This window comes from Streptomyces albidochromogenes (assembly GCF_005981925.1).
Classification (GTDB): Bacteria; Actinomycetota; Actinomycetes; order Streptomycetales; family Streptomycetaceae; genus Streptomyces; species Streptomyces albidochromogenes.
On record NZ_VBVX01000238.1, the window covers coordinates 1 to 10964 of the forward strand.

The 10964-nt window shown below is 73.7% G+C and carries 11 protein-coding genes; 5 read left to right on the forward strand and 6 right to left on the reverse strand.

All coding sequences use genetic code 11. The annotated features are described in order from the left end of the window. Both E2E34_RS25300 and E2E34_RS25305 read left to right on the forward strand, forming a co-directional pair. Positions 1-138: lipase maturation factor family protein (locus tag E2E34_RS25300; protein WP_138904226.1), on the forward strand; the 138-nt coding region annotated here is incomplete at its 5' end. A 41-nt stretch (positions 139-179) separates the two neighbouring features. Beyond that, on the forward strand, positions 180-653 hold the full coding sequence (locus E2E34_RS25305; protein WP_138904227.1) for a hypothetical protein: 474 nt from the start codon (positions 180-182) through the stop codon (positions 651-653). Positions 654-721: 68 nt separating this feature from the next. On the opposite strand, the gene E2E34_RS25310 is transcribed toward E2E34_RS25305, so the two are convergent. Further along, positions 722-907, reverse strand: coding sequence for a hypothetical protein (locus tag E2E34_RS25310; RefSeq protein ID WP_138904228.1), 186 nt, complete (start codon positions 905-907; stop codon positions 722-724). Between the two features lie 546 nt (positions 908-1453). Between E2E34_RS25310 and E2E34_RS36690 the strand changes: the two genes are divergently transcribed. Beyond that, a complete protein-coding gene (locus E2E34_RS36690; protein WP_244316078.1) occupies positions 1454-1762 on the forward strand; it encodes a hypothetical protein in 309 nt (102 codons plus the stop codon). A 42-nt stretch (positions 1763-1804) separates the two neighbouring features. On the opposite strand, the gene E2E34_RS25320 is transcribed toward E2E34_RS36690, so the two are convergent. From E2E34_RS25320 to E2E34_RS25335, 4 genes are all read right to left on the reverse strand, one after another. Beyond that, positions 1805-3298: an SDR family NAD(P)-dependent oxidoreductase gene (locus E2E34_RS25320; protein WP_138904229.1), complete on the reverse strand. Its 1494-nt coding sequence runs from the start codon at positions 3296-3298 to the stop codon at positions 1805-1807. Positions 3299-3503: 205 nt separating this feature from the next. Next, the gene (gene glgC, locus E2E34_RS25325; protein WP_138904230.1) at positions 3504-4721 is read right to left on the reverse strand and encodes a glucose-1-phosphate adenylyltransferase; all 1218 of its coding nucleotides are present in this window, start codon (positions 4719-4721) and stop codon (positions 3504-3506) included. A gap of 17 nt (positions 4722-4738) precedes the next feature. Further along, positions 4739-5905 carry a glycogen synthase gene (gene glgA, locus E2E34_RS25330; protein ID WP_138904231.1) on the reverse strand — a complete coding sequence of 389 codons (1167 nt, stop codon included), beginning with the start codon at positions 5903-5905 and terminating at the stop codon, positions 4739-4741. Positions 5906-5938: 33 nt separating this feature from the next. Then, a complete protein-coding gene (locus E2E34_RS25335) occupies positions 5939-6667 on the reverse strand; it encodes a (2Fe-2S)-binding protein (protein WP_138904232.1) in 729 nt (242 codons plus the stop codon). A gap of 198 nt (positions 6668-6865) precedes the next feature. On the opposite strand from E2E34_RS25335, the gene E2E34_RS25340 reads away from it, so the two are divergent. Continuing rightward, a complete protein-coding gene (locus E2E34_RS25340) occupies positions 6866-7933 on the forward strand; it encodes a DMT family transporter (RefSeq protein ID WP_208765333.1) in 1068 nt (355 codons plus the stop codon). Here the strand turns inward: E2E34_RS25340 and E2E34_RS25345 are convergent. Next, complete coding sequence (locus E2E34_RS25345) at positions 7903-9114, reverse strand: transglycosylase family protein (protein ID WP_138904233.1); 1212 nt, start codon at positions 9112-9114, stop codon at positions 7903-7905. The genes E2E34_RS25340 and E2E34_RS25345 overlap by 31 nt on opposite strands. Positions 9115-9362: 248 nt before the next feature. Here E2E34_RS25345 and gnd point away from each other — a divergent pair, with 248 nt between their 5' ends. Continuing rightward, a complete protein-coding gene (gene gnd / locus E2E34_RS25350) occupies positions 9363-10805 on the forward strand; it encodes an NADP-dependent phosphogluconate dehydrogenase (protein WP_138904234.1) in 1443 nt (480 codons plus the stop codon). Positions 10806-10964 lie beyond the last annotated feature (159 nt).

Sequence of the window (10964 nt, forward strand, 5' to 3'; positions counted from 1 at the left end):
ACCCACGTCAGGGCCCGCGTCTACCGCTACCGCTTCACCACCTGGCGCGAACTGCGGGAGACGGGCGCCTGGTGGCACCGCACGCTCGTCCGTGAGTTCCGGCCGCCGACGGCTCTCGCCCCCGGGGGACCGCCCTGACAGAATCGGTCGTTCCATCCGGAACGCGGGGAGGCGGGGCGATGACGGCGGGAGCGTTCGAGGCGGCCACCGGTGACGGGCCGGCGCCCGGAGCGCCCGGCGGGCGGCGGGACGCCGAGGTGCGGGTGGCGTTCGAGGGGCTGATGCAGATCCGGCGCCTGACGAACACGCGGGCCGAGGATCCGCAGGCCGTGCCCGCGGCGTGGGAGGTCAGGCAGGTGGTGCGGTCCGTGGCCCTGGTGCTGGAGGCCGCCGGGATCCCCGCCTCCGCGGTGGACGGCGACGGCACGCGGACCGCGACGGGCTACCGGGTGGAAGCGGGCGATCGCCCCGGCACGGCCCGGGTGGAGTGGGCCGGCCCGCCGGGCGGCGGCGCCGTGCACGAGGAGCAGGAGGCGCTGACCCGGTGCGCGGCCGAGCTCGGCCGGCTCGGCTGGACGGCCCTGCTGTACCGGGGACCGCGCCGGCGGCGGTTCCTGGAGGTGGAACCCCCGGCGGCCGGCCGCGCGCGGTGACGACGTCGGCGTCCCCGCGCCGGCCCGGTCGCGGGCCGGGGCGGGGACGCCCGTCGCACTCGGTTCGCTCAGTCGATTCCCGGCAGGATGTGCGGCTCCGCCAGGTCCTCCTCGTACCCCGCCAGCCTGATCGGGGCGGAACGGGACCACACTTCCAGGCTGCCCAGTTCGTCGGGCCTGCGGCGACGGGCCTGACCGGCCCGTTCGCCACCATCGTGCGATCGCTTGTCCTGCTTTGTCATCTCTGGCGTCACCGCGCACTCCTCTGTGTCGCGTAACCCGTCGGACGTGTCGCCGTTGGCCTGGGCCGGCGGCGACCGGGCGCCCGATGGGTCAGGAATATGGGGGCATTACGGTCGCGGTGGCGCCGGTTACTCAGACGGGAGTGGCCTTGGTGAGGCGGTCCGTGAGCAACAGAGTACCCATATGAGCATGGTTCCGCTCGATGGTTTACGTCACCTTTCGGCCTGCTGTCCTTCGTGTCCCGTTCAGCCCGAGTCCGGTACGCGCTGATCTCCTCGGGGCGACAGCACCCGGACTTCTCGCAAGGGAAACGGCATGGAGCCGCGCGGCGTCGAGGAATTGATGTCCCTGCCGCACGCCTGCCGGGGCGCCTGGGACGCCCCCGGGCGCGACGGCGATCCGGTCGATCCGCACGACCACGCGCCGCGGACCGCGCAGGTGTCGCGTCGCTCACACTCCAGCGCCAAAGAACTGCAGGTGGCGGGGCTCGTCCATGCTCTGGGGCACCTGCTGAGGCCCGGCGACGACGCGGGCACGCGGACCGGGCGGCCGACGCGGTGCGCCCGCTGCCCGGTGCGCGGGTGGCCCGGCTCGGACAGCCGCACGTGCCCGCGAAGCGCTACCTGGCGGCGATCGCGCCGGGCCGCCCGCTGTCCCCGCAGAGCGAGCTGACCCTGGGCCGCCAGGGCGGGGCGATGACACCCGGCGAGGCCGCGGCGTTCGCGCGCGATCCGCCGGCACCGGCGGCGGTGACGCCGCGCGAGGCCGACGACGCGGGGAAGACCGGCGGCCTCGACGCCGGGGTCATGGAGGACTGGCGGCCGGTCCTGGAGCTCGTCGCCGCGGCCCACGGGTCCGGTGGGTGACGCCCTTCCCGGGCCGCCGTCCACCCCGCTCGCGTCCCGCTCCTACCAGTTGGCGGGGGCATAGTCCTTGAGGAAGACGCCGAAGAGGTCTTCGCCGTCCTCGCCGCGCACGATCGGGTCGTAGACGCGGGCAGCGCCGTCGACCAGGTCGAGCGGGGCGTGGAAACCCTCCTCGGCCAGCCGCATCTTGTCCGGGTGCGGGCGCTCGTCGGTGATCCAGCCGGTGTCCACGGCCGTCATCAGGATGCCGTCGGACTCCAGCATCTCCTGGGCGCTGGTACGGGTGAGCATGTTCAGCGCGGCCTTGGCCATGTTGGTGTGCGGGTGCCCGGCGCCCTTGTAGCCGCGGCTGAAGACGCCTTCCATCGCCGAGACGTTCACGACGTACTTGCGGCGGGCGGCGGCCGCGGCCATCGCCGGGCGCAGCCGGCTGATGAGGATGAACGGCGCCGTCGAGTTGCACAGCTGCACTTCGAGCAGCTCGACCGGGTCGACCTCGGAAACTGTCTGGATCCAGCTGTTCGTGTCATCGAGGTCGGGTACGAGCCCGCCCGCGTCGATCGCCGTACCGGCCTCGATCCGGGCGAGCGACGCCGAGCCCGTGACCAGCGCCAGATCGGTGACCTGCTGGGCGGTGAGGCCCTCGGGGCGGGCCGTGGGCAGGGAGAGCTGGGCGCCGGAGCCGAAGGCGCCGATGACCTCGGCGGCCGGGAGCTCGCCGGCGGGCAGCGGGGCGGACTCGGCGGCGATCAGCTCGCTGTACGCGCGCGGGGAGCGGCGGACGGTCTGCGCGGCGTTGTTGATCAGGATGTCGAGCGGGCCCTCGGCCGCGACCGAGTCGGCGAGCGCGACGACCTGGGCCGGGTCGCGCAGGTCGATGCCGACGATCTTGAGGCGGTGGATCCACTCCTCGCTGTCCGGCATGGCCTTGAAGCGGCGGATCGCGTCGTTCGGGAAGCGCGTGGTGATGGTGGTGTGCGCGCCGTCGCGCAGCAGCCGCAGCGCGATGTACATGCCGATCTTGGCGCGGCCGCCGGTGAGCAGCGCGCGCCGGCCGGTCAGGTCGGTGCGGGCGTCACGGCGGGCCCGGTTCTCGGCGGCGCACTTCTGGCACAGCTGGTGGTAGAAGGCGTCGACTTCGACGTACCGGGTCTTGCAGATGTAGCAGGACCTGGGCCGCTGGAGGATGCCGGCGATCTCGGCGGTGGCCGTGGAGGAGGGGAGTACGCCCTGCGTCTCGTCGTCGATACGGTCGGCGGAGCCGGTCGCCGTGGCGTGCGTGACGGCCCGGTCGTGGGCGGTCTTCGCGGCGCGGCGCTCCTGGCGGCGGCGCTGCTTCACGGTCCGGTAGATGCCGGCGGTGGCGCGGCGTACCGCGATGGCGTCGGGGTGGTCGACGTCCAGCTTGTCGAGCTCGTCGAGCACGCTCAGGCAGACGGACATGCGGTCCGGGTCGATGCCGGGGCCGAACGCCTGGGTGTCCTGGCCGTCCGGGATGTCGTCGTACGCCGCCGGACTGTCCTCTGTCACCGTCATCGCCGCTGCTGTCCTCGTGTCGCTCGTGCCGCATGTGCCGCTTGTGAAGTACCAAAATCCGAACTCTACGTAAGCGGGCGGCCCGGCGCCAAACCCCTCACCCCGGTAAGGGCCCGCAGCGACGCATCTCACACGGGCGGTCACGCGCGGGCCGGTCAGGGACGGCACCGGTCACGCGCGGCACCCGGTCACCCGTGGCCGCGCGTCACGACACCACCTGTCCCTTGCCGAGCGCGATGACGCCGTTCTTCGAGACGGTGTAGAGCTGCTCGTCGCGCTCCGGGTTCACCCCGATCGTCGCCCCGGGCGGTACGTCGACGTTCTTGTCGAGTATCGAGCCCCTGACGACCGCGCCCCGGCCGATGCGGACGTTGTCGTGCAGGACGGACCCCTGCACCACGGCCCCCTCCTCCACCACCACGCCCGGCGAGAGCACCGAGCGCGTGACCTGGCCGCCGATGCAGCAGCCCGCGCTGACGATCGACTCACCCGCGATGCCCCCGGAGACGAAACGGGCCGGGGGCAGCTGGCCGGGGTGCGTGTAGACGGGCCAGCGCCGGTTGTGCAGGCTGAACTGCGGCTGGCCGGAGATGAGGTCCATGTGCGCGTCGTAGTACGTGTCGAGGGTGCCGACGTCGCGCCAGTAGCCGTGCTCGCGCGGGGACTCCCCCGGCACGTGGTTGTCGTCGAAGTCGTAGACCTGCGCCACCCCGCGCTCGGTGAGCATGGGCAGGATCGAGCCGCCCATGTCGTGCACCGAGTTCTCGTCCTCCGCGTCCCGGTGCAGGGCGTCGACGAGCACCTTGGCGGTGAACATGTAGTTGCCCATGGAGGCGAAGACGCGGCGCGGGTCGCCCGGCAGGCCCGGCGGGTCGGCGGGCTTCTCCAGGAACCGCTCGATCCTGGTCCCGTCGGCGGCGGGCGTGATCACCCCGAAGGACGACGCCTGGGTGCGCGGCACCCGGATGCCGGCGACGGTGACGCCCGCGCCGCTCTCGATGTGGCGGCGGAGCATCTGCCGGGGGTCCATGCGGTAGACGTGGTCGGCGCCGAACACGGCGATGTAGTCGGGCTGTTCGTCGTACACGAGGTTGAGCGACTGGAGGATCGCGTCGGCGCTCCCCAGGTACCAGCGCGGCCCGAGCCGCTGCTGGGCGGGCACCGGGGTGACGTAGTTCCCCAGGAGGCTGGACATCCGCCAGGTGGTGGTCACATGGCGGTCGAGCGAGTGCGACTTGTACTGCGTCAGCACGCAGTTGCGCAGGATGTCGCCGTTCACCAGGTTCGACAGGACGAAGTCGACGAGCCGGTACGTGCCGCCGAACGTCACCGCCGGTTTGGCCCGGTCGGCGGTCAGCGGCATCAGCCGCTTGCCCTCCCCGCCGGCCAGTACGATCCCGAGCACCGAAGGTCCACCGCGCATCTGCCGCCTCCTGCTCGCTACTTTGACTTGAGAATCTCCTCGTACACGACCGCGGTACGGCGCGCCACGGCGTCCCAGCCGAACTCTCGCACCGCCCGTTCGCGGCCCGCCTCGCCCATCCGCGCCGCCGCGTCCCGGTCCCCGGTCAGCCGGTCGACGGCCGCGGCCAGACCCGCCTCGAAGGCCGCGGGCTGCGACTCGTCGTACGGAACGAGCAGCCCGGTGCCGCCGTGCTCGACCACCTCGGGGATGCCGCCGACCGCGGAGGCGACGACGGGCGTGCCGCACGCCATGGCCTCCAGGTTCACGATGCCGAGCGGCTCGTACACCGACGGGCACACGAACACCGCGGCGTGGGTCAGGAGCTGGACGACGTCCGGGCGCGGCAGCATCCGCTCGATCCAGTGCACACCGCGGCGGGTGCGGCGCAGTTCGTCGACGAGGTCGCGGAACTCCCGCTCGATCTCCGGGGTGTCGGGGGCGCCGGCGCACAGGACGAGCTGGGTGCCCGGGTCGAGCGCGCGGGCGGCCCGCAGCAGGTGGGGGACGCCCTTCTGGCGGGTGATCCGGCCGACGAAGAGGGCGTACGGACGCTTGGGGTCGATGCCCACGCGCTCCAGCACGTCGGTGGCCGGGTCGGGCCGGTAGAGCGAGGTGTCGATGCCGTTGTGCACCACGCGCACCCGGCCGGGATCGAGGGCCGGGTAGCTGCTCAGGATGTCGGCGCGCATGCCGTGCGAGACGGCGACGACGGTGTCGGCGGACTCGATCGCGGTGCGCTCGGCCCAGCTCGACAGGGTGTAGCCACCGCCGAGCTGCTCGGCCTTCCAGGGGCGCAGGGGCTCCAGCGAGTGCGCGGTCATGACGTGCGGCAGGCCGTGCAGCAGCTTCGCGAAGTGGCCCGCGAGGCCGGTGTACCAGGTGTGGGAGTGGACCAGGTCGCACCCGTCGAGCGCGGCGGCCATCCGCAGGTCCACGGAGAAGGCGCGCAGGGCTTCGTTGGCGTGCCCGAGGGCGTCGTCGGGGCGGTGGCCGTGGACCGCGCCCAGGGTTTCACGGGCGCCCCAGCAGTGCACCTCGACCTGGGCGAGGGCGCGCAACTCGCGGGCGAGGAACTCGACATGGACGCCGGCTCCGCCGTACACGTCCGGCGGATACTCACGGGTGAGCAGTCCCACCTTCATCGCGGTCCCCCCGTCGTCGCCTTCCCTTGATGGTCACTCAGATACGGGCTGTGCGGAAGACCGCCGCACGGAGCGCACCGGAGGGCGCTCGAACGCGCAGTCGCCGCACAGGCCACCGGACGGGCACCGGTAGTAGAGGCAGCAGCTGCGGCGGCGGAAGGACGCCCCGTCCAGCGTGCCGGTGGCGCGCAGGTCCGGGTCGCGGAAGAGCTCGGCGGCCAGGGCGAGGGCCCGTTCCCCCACCTCGGGCCGCCCGTTCGCGCGGCCCCAGGCGTGCAGTTCGCGGGCCGCGCCGGCCAGTGCCGAGCCGGCGTTGCCCCGCAGGAGCGCGTGCGAGATGCGGCCGTCCCGGCACAACGCGTCGGCGAGGGGCGCGAGGTGGCCGTACTGGACCACCTCGCGGACGCGCTCGGCGGTGGCGGGCAGCGGGCGCGGCGGCGCCGTGAGCCACAGGTCGTGCGGCGACGCGAGGTCGGCGTCCCACCGCAGACCGGCCGGCGGCAGGTCGGGGAACTCGCCGTACAGGGCGGCCGGGCCCAGCGCGAGCGACCACAGCCGGGCGGCGAGCCCCAGGTGCGCGACGGAGGCGGCCACTCTGCGCTCGGGGGCCGCGAGCCGGGCGGCGACCTTGTCGACGCGGAACGTCAGCGGGGCCGTGTCACCGGCGTAGATCCGCGCGAGCGGCACATGAGCGCCCCGGTCGGGCGTCCCGGTCCTCAGCGCGAAGAACCCGCCCACCGACGCCACTTCCGCCAGGTCCATGTCTCCCCCACCCTTCCGTCGGGGCCAGTGTCACACGCCGCCGTGGCAGGGAAAGGGCCCGCTGTCCTCCGCCCCGGGGAGGGGAGGCGATCACCGGGAGGAGGACTTCGGCCGTACCCCCGTACTACGTCGGCAGTACGTCCGAATGCGTGCTCAAGGACGACGACGCGAACGCTCCGAGGAGAGATCGTGGAGCACATGAGTGCTCTCGCGCTGTCCGTGCTGCTGGCGCTGGTCTCCGCTGTCGCCTACGCGGCCGGGGCCATCGTCCAGGAGCGCGTGGCGGCCACGACCCCGGCCCGCCCGTACGCCCCGCTGCGCCACGGCGCGTGGTGGGCCGCCGTGGCGCTCAACGGGTTGGGCGCGCTGCTGCACGTCGGGGCGCTCGCGTACGGGCCGCTGTCCCTGGTGCAGCCGCTGGGAGCACTGACCATCGTCTTCGCGCTGCCGATGGCGGCCGTGTTCGTACGGCGCGGGGCGGGCGCCGCCGCCTGGCGCGGGGCGATCATGGCGTCGGCCGGGCTCGCGGGCCTGTTGTCGCTCACCGGCACGGCGGACGCGCAGTCCCTGGCCGGCGGTGAGCGGCTCGCGGTGGCGCTGGTGACGGCCGGCGGGGTGGCGGTTCTTTTCCTCGTGGCGCGGCGGGTGCGCCGCGCGGTGGTACGCAGCGTGCTGCTGGCCACGGCGGCGGGCGGCGCGTTCGGCATCGCCTCGGTGTTCACCAAGACGGTGGCGGTCGACTGGACGGCGGCGGGCGGTCCCGGCGGACCGACCGGGCAGCTGCCGAGCCTGCTGGCCGTGGCGGGGCTCGCGGCCACCGGCATGATGCTCTCCCAGGCGGCCTACCGGGGCGCCGGCCTGGCCGCCCCGCTGGCGACGGTCACCGTGGCCAACCCGGTGGTCGCGGCCGCCGTGGGCATCACCCTGTTCGGTGAGCACTTCCGGTACGGCGTGACCGGCACGGTACTGGCGCTCGGCTGCGGCGTCGTGGCGGCGGGCGGGCTGATCCTGCTGACGACGGAGCGGCTGGGGGCGCACGCCGAGCAGCAGCGGCCGCGGGGCGTACCGGCGCGGACGCCGGTGTCGTCCGGACCGGCCGTCACGTCCGTGCCGCGGGTGCCGTCCGGACCGGCGGCGCGGACGGCACCCGCGGCACGGACGGAGCCGCCGGCGGCCGCGACGCCCGGGCCGCGACCGCGGCTGCGTACGCGTCCCGCGGGCCCGCCGTCCCGGACTCAGACGGCGACGCCACCGGCCCTGAGGTAGGCCAGCGGGTCGATGTCGGAGCCGTAGCCGGGCCCGGTGCGCACCTCGAAGTGGAGGTGCGGGCCCGTGCTGTTGCCGGTGGAGCCGGAACGGCCGATGCGCTGGCCCGCGCCGACGCTCTGGCCCTCGCGGACGGTGAGCGCGGACAGGTGCGCGTACTGGCTGTACTTGCCGTCGGCATGCCGGACGACGACCTGGTAGCCGTACGCCCCGCCCCAGCCGGCCGACACGACCCGGCCGGGGGCGACGGACTTCACCGCGGTGCCGGTGGGCACCGGGAAGTCGACCCCGGTGTGGTAGCCCCTGGCCCAGGAGGAACCGGCCGCCCGGTACGGCGTACTGGGGCCGGCGTCCACCGGGGCGGAGAGGCCCGTGGACCTGCTCTCCTTCTTGGGTGCCTTGGGCGGCCTCGGGGCCGTGACCCGCTCGGCCTCGCTCCCCCGGCCGGCCCGCTGTCCCGCCTTCTTGCCGGGCGAGGATCTGTGCGCGCCGTCCAGCGTCAGCCGCTGTCCCGGCAGGATGAGGTCGGGGTCCGCGCCGACGACCTCGCGGTTGGCGGCGTACAGGCGCTGCCAGCCGCCCCTGACGTCCTCGGCGTCCGCGATGGTGGAGAGGGTGTCACCGCCGGCGACGGTGTACGTCTTCCCCTTGGCCCCGTCCTTCTTCGCCCCGTCGCGCTTCGCCCCGGCCTTCGGCTCGGGCGTGCGGGTCTCGCCGTGCGCGGTGGGGGCCGGCGCCTTCCCGGGCTGCTTCGCCTTGACGGGGGCGGCCTTCGGCCCGGTGCTGATGTCCGGCGCGTCGCCGCCCCGGGTCAGGCCGGCCCGTACGGAGCACAGCGGCCACGCCGTCGGCCCCTGCCCCTTGAGGACCTTCTCGGCCACGGAGATCTGCTCGTCCTTGGTCGCCAGGTCGGCGCGCGGGGCGTAGGCCGTGCCGCCGTACGCCTGCCAGGTGGACTGCTTGAACTGGAGGCCGCCGTAGTAGCCGTTGCCCGTGTTGATCTGCCAGTTGTTCGTCGACTCGCAGGCCGCGACCTTCTCCCACACGTCCACCGAAGCGGCGTCGGCGGCTCCCGGCGCGACCAGGGGCAGGGCTATCCCGGCGCCCGAGGCCGTGACCGTGAGCGATGCACGGTTGATGCGGCTCGGCTGGTACCGGCGGTGTCGACCGGATGCGGCCATGCTCGATTCCCCCCACTCACGTCACGCGTCGGACTCGTCGCAATCGGCAAAAGTAGGGCCACCGTACGCTCCGTGACAAGGGCTTGTACGCCGAACTCACCCCTGCCAGGGGCATATTGACGGACCGACGGCCGGACGGGCCGGTCCGGAGCGCGGAAGCCGCAGCGCGGCGCGAAGATCGGTGAACAGCCGGGTCCGTCGGTACGTACCCCCACGGACGCAGACACGGACACCCCAGGAGCTCACGCATGAGTGACAAGGCCCAGATCGGTGTAACGGGGCTGGCGGTGATGGGCGGCAACCTCGCCCGCAACTTCGCCCGCAACGGCCTCACGGTGGCGGTGCACAACCGCACCGCCGCCAGGACGCGCGCCCTCGTCGAGGAGTTCGGTGACGAGGGCGCCTTCGTACCGGCGGAGAGCGCCGAGGACTTCGTGGCCGCCCTGGAACGGCCGCGCCGCTTGATCCTCATGGTGAAGGCCGGCGAGCCGACCGACGCGGTGATCCGCGAGTTCGCGCCGCTGCTGGAGCCCGGAGACGTCGTCATCGACGGCGGCAACGCGCACTTCGAGGACACCAGGAGACGCGAGAAGGAACTGCGGGAACTCGGTGTCCACTTCGTCGGCACGGGCGTCTCCGGCGGTGAGGAGGGCGCGCTGCACGGTCCGAGCATCATGCCGGGCGGGTCGGCCGAGGCGTACGCGTCACTGGGCCCGCTGCTGGAGAGGATCGCCGCGAAGGCGAAGGACGGCACTCCCTGCGTCGCCCACATCGGTCCGGACGGCGCCGGCCACTTCGTCAAGATGGTGCACAACGGCATCGAGTACGCCGACATGCAGCTGATCGCGGAGGCATACCACCTGCTGCGCTCCGTCGCGGGGTACAGCCCGGAGCAGATCTCGCGGACGTTCCGTTCGTGGAACACCGGCCGGCTGGACTCGTACCTGATCGAGATCACCGCCGAGGTGCTGTCGCACATCGACGACGCCACCGACGAGCCGTTCGTCGACGTCGTCGCCGACGAGGCGGAGCAGAAGGGCACCGGCCGGTGGACGGTCCAGATCGCGCTCGATCTGGGCGTGCCGGTCTCGGGCATCGCGGAGGCGGTCTTCGCCCGTTCGCTGTCCGGCCACACGGAGCTGCGCCGGGCCTCCCGGGAGCTGCCCGGCCCGGCGGCGGCGCCGCTCGGGGAAGCGGAGGCGGCCGCCTTCGCCGCTCAGGTGGAGCAGGCGCTGTACGCGTCCAAGATCGTGTCGTACACGCAGGGCTTCCACCAGATCCGGGCGGGCAGCGAGACGTACGACTGGGGAATCGATCTCGGCGCCGTGGCCGCCGTCTGGCGCGCGGGGTGCATCATCCGGGCCGCGTTCCTCGACCGGATCAGGGCGGCGTACGACGCCGAGCCGGGGCTGGTGAGCCTGCTGTCCGACAAGGGGTTCACCGAGGAGATCGGCGCTGCGCAGGAGGACTGGCGCGCGGTAGTGGCGGGCGCGGCGCTGCGCGGCGTCCCGACGCCGGGCTTCTCGGCGGCGCTCGCGTACTACGACGCGCTGCGCGCCCAGCGGCTGCCCGCGGCCCTCACCCAGGGGCAGCGCGACTTCTTCGGGGCGCACTCCTACCGGCGCACCGACCGCGAGGGCGCGTTCCACACCCTGTGGGGCGGTGACCGGTCGGAGGTACGCGCCGACTGATCAAGGTCCGGCCGGCCCCGGCTGCGGCTCGGGGTCGGGTACGGGATCGGGCCCCGGCGGCTTGGGAATGGGGTCCGGAGCCGGCCCCGGCGGAACCGGCCCGGGGCCCGGCTCGGGAGCGGGTGCCGGACCGGGGCCAGGGGCGGGCGGCTCGGGTGC

Bases quoted from the DNA above. Each gene is read 5' to 3' on its own strand.
- E2E34_RS25305 (WP_138904227.1), top strand. From the start codon at position 180: ATGACGGCGGGAGCGTTCGAGGCGGCCACCGGTGACGGGCCGGCGCCC.
- E2E34_RS25320 (WP_138904229.1), bottom strand. From the start codon at position 3,298: ATGACGGTGACAGAGGACAGTCCGGCGGCGTACGACGACATCCCGGAC.
- glgC (WP_138904230.1), bottom strand. From the start codon at position 4,721: ATGCGCGGTGGACCTTCGGTGCTCGGGATCGTACTGGCCGGCGGGGAG.
- glgA (WP_138904231.1), bottom strand. From the start codon at position 5,905: ATGAAGGTGGGACTGCTCACCCGTGAGTATCCGCCGGACGTGTACGGC.
- E2E34_RS25335 (WP_138904232.1), bottom strand. From the start codon at position 6,667: ATGGACCTGGCGGAAGTGGCGTCGGTGGGCGGGTTCTTCGCGCTGAGG.
- E2E34_RS25340 (WP_208765333.1), top strand. From the start codon at position 6,866: ATGAGTGCTCTCGCGCTGTCCGTGCTGCTGGCGCTGGTCTCCGCTGTC.
- E2E34_RS25345 (WP_138904233.1), bottom strand. From the start codon at position 9,114: ATGGCCGCATCCGGTCGACACCGCCGGTACCAGCCGAGCCGCATCAAC.
- gnd (WP_138904234.1), top strand. From the start codon at position 9,363: ATGAGTGACAAGGCCCAGATCGGTGTAACGGGGCTGGCGGTGATGGGC.